General features: G+C 41.9%; 3 protein-coding genes and 2 pseudogenes. 1 reads left to right on the top strand and 4 read right to left on the bottom strand.

The genetic code is table 11. From position 1 onward, the window contains the following. The coding region (locus NWP25_RS10790; protein WP_280699366.1) for a hypothetical protein at positions 1-1,005 on the bottom strand (1,005 nt) is incomplete at its 3' end. A 211-nt stretch (positions 1,006-1,216) separates the two neighbouring features. Between NWP25_RS10790 and NWP25_RS10785 the strand changes: the two are divergent. After that, positions 1,217-1,306 (top strand): annotated as a pseudogene (locus NWP25_RS10785) (IS5/IS1182 family transposase); the annotation flags it as partial. A gap of 53 nt (positions 1,307-1,359) precedes the next feature. Here the strand turns inward: NWP25_RS10785 and NWP25_RS18700 are convergent. The 3 genes and pseudogenes from NWP25_RS18700 to NWP25_RS10775 all read right to left on the bottom strand — a co-directional run. After that, positions 1,360-1,530 (bottom strand): annotated as a pseudogene (locus NWP25_RS18700) (transposase); the annotation flags it as partial. A gap of 284 nt (positions 1,531-1,814) precedes the next feature. After that, positions 1,815-2,066: an IS630 transposase-related protein gene (locus tag NWP25_RS10780; RefSeq protein ID WP_280699365.1), complete on the bottom strand. Its 252-nt coding sequence runs from the start codon at positions 2,064-2,066 to the stop codon at positions 1,815-1,817. Between the two features lie 399 nt (positions 2,067-2,465). Then, on the bottom strand, positions 2,466-2,679 hold a 214-nt coding region (locus NWP25_RS10775), incomplete at its 5' end, for a hypothetical protein (RefSeq protein WP_280699364.1).

The following is a 2,679-nucleotide window of genomic DNA, read 5'->3' as shown; positions in this document are numbered from 1 at the left end:
ATTAAAACGACCTGTAAAGGTGATAGTGTCGTTACCTGTACCGGTGATAAGGTTAGCAAATCTTTCTACGTTCTTAACTACTGTTCCGTTAGAAGATGTGAATGTGCCACCACCACTATTGTCTACCACTAAGTCCGTGGTGAAGCTGCCAAGGTCAACATAGTTGATGGTGTCAATGCCTTCCCCACCATCTACACTGATTGACTCATAGCCTCCCCTGTCAATGGTGTCATTTTGGGGTGTACCTGTAATCTGTAATTTTTCTATATTACTGAAGCTTACTTGGTCATATGCACCATTATTATTTATGTAAGCCGATAAATACCCTGCCAAGGCACCCGCACCGTACCCATCATAAATAGCACTACTAATCCCGGCTGGGTAGGATGTGTTTCCCCCATAGTTGTTGCTGGAATAGTCGATAACCAGTAAGTCGTCGCCTTGGCCTCCATCAATATTATCTATACCACGTCCCGAATTGATAGTATCTGCTTCATCAGTGCCGGTGATATTATCATTACCATCACTACCGGGGAAAGTTGCCTGCTCAACTTCAACCACCTCACCACCTAAAACCAGAATCTGAGAATCATCCTCCGGCCTTAAGCTTTTCCAATTCTCATCATTCCAAGTTTCACCTAATACCACCGCCGCAAATATTGCTCCTTCATCCCCTGGAGTATCCGCCCCATTGAAAAGAAAATCTAAATAATGTCCTATTTCTTCTAACAGAACCTTAATTAAGGGTCGTGATTCCCCATTGACTATACTTTCTGAGAGGTAAATTTTTCCTGTTTGTCCAGAAAAAGCACCACTAGCTCCCTGTAACTCAGTATCGGGGTAAACTTCTATTTCTGGTAAATTGGCCACGGCCTCTAAAAACCTGGTTGATGTGATTTCAACACCAAACACCAAGGCTAATTTTTCTCCTAGAGATTCCTGAGCCGCAAAAGCTGTTAACAAGTCAATGAGTTGGCTAATGTATGTATTTGTATTTAGTAGCATAAATGACGTTAATTGAAAATTGCAATTAAGCCCATTGTATGCTAAAGCGCATTCGATTTATTTTTATGTTTGTTAAAAATTAATCAATTGGAATTATTGACCTCTCCCCTGGCTAAAGACCTAGGGTGTACACACATCCTAACCCAGAGGGAGTTTCCAGCCCTGAAGGAAGGATTTAAACTGACGTAACCCACAAACTAAAATGGTATCCCAATCTGTCGGTTTTGATTCTGGGAAACTGGTTAACGGACGTAAACGGCATTTTTTAGTTGACACTTTGGGATTGTTATGGATACTTATCACTGGGTTTTGCAGGTTGTACGTCCTCCGGTTAATACTAAAGGCTTTGTGTGGTAGGTACAGCACTTCACACCCTGGGTACTGAATCAGTTGTTGAATGCGCCCACCTTTATTAAATGTGGCATTATCCATGACCACAACCTGTCCCGGTTTGAGTGTGGGAAGCAAACAAGCTTCAAGCCAAGTCTCAAATACTATTCGATTGATGGTTACACAGGGCGGCAATTATGTTCACCAGACCTTCACGATGACTTGATTTAAGTGCATGGAAGCGCTGTCCTTTTGAGTTCCAACCGTAATCATACTGGTGTCGGTTGTCCATTCCTGACTCATGGAGGTATACAATCTTCTCCACAGGTAACTTAGACAACTGCGTTACGAAAGCCTGTCCTTTGACCTCATGGCCCTCACGGTAGCCATAGGTCTTTTTTTTTGCGTAAAACCAATTTTTTTTAAAGCTCTTGAGATTGTGCGATCGCTAATTTCTTCAGGACAAAGTGAGGCCATCTCTACTTGGGTTTTATCGCCGTGGAAGGAAGGGAACTCACGAAATTTTTCCCCATTGGTAATTTTGTGCCCATTACAGGTGGCGGATTAGGCAAGGCTTGGAAGTCCCCCGTTTCGGTTTTTCCCTTCAACCATAGGGTAATGGTGTTGGGACTAATATTAAACATTTGACTGGCTTCAGTTTTCTTCAAGCCATGGAGTTCAATGCCTTGGATGACCTTTTGACCAAGGTCGTAACTGTACGGCTTGGGCATATACCTGTAGCAATCGATGGCTTCACATGAAAAGGGACTACTTATAGTTTATGCTTATGTTACCTTGGCAGTTGCTATATTTTCCGAATATTTACTGTTTTATGTGTTTCCATTGCTGAGTATGATTCAGCCCCTTTTTTACCAGTCTTAAGTTACCAAATGTTTTTCCCTTAGACTCTTGTGCATGAATTCAAATTGGGTTTGTCATCTGTTTTATCTTCTCGCTTTTATTCTATTCCTAGTTTACATCCACTTGTGTGTACACCCTAGGGCTAAAGACGGGGGAATTCTAAATTGATAGTTTGGTAGTTGAGAAGGAAACACCGGGGTTTAGCCTGGTGTTCCCCGTCTCATCCCCTGTGTAAAGGGCAAAGCACTCAACTATTGGAGGTTATTTAATTAAGTTAGACTAGCTTCATAAAGTTGGATATTGCGGAAAAAGCCGTTACCATTAGGATTTAGTACATCATGGTCATTGGCAAAGGTGAGATAGTTAAAATCTCCCGTGAAGTAATCTCCCACCGTAATTGTGTAACTCTTCCAACCTTGACCAATGGTGTAATTGTTAAAGTCTCCTAGTCCCCAATTTTGAGTACCACTGAGTTGGAATGTT

It is taken from the genome of Umezakia ovalisporum Ak1311, assembly GCF_029891685.1.
GTDB lineage: Bacteria > Cyanobacteriota > Cyanobacteriia > Cyanobacteriales > Nostocaceae > Umezakia > Umezakia ovalisporum.
Note: the sequence above shows the minus strand (reverse complement) of the source record. Positions and strands in the feature narration are given on the sequence as shown.

Coding starts and splice junctions, on each gene's coding strand:
- NWP25_RS10780 (WP_280699365.1), bottom strand. CDS start 2,066: ATGCCCAAGCCGTACAGTTACGACCTTGGTCAAAAGGTCATCCAAGGC.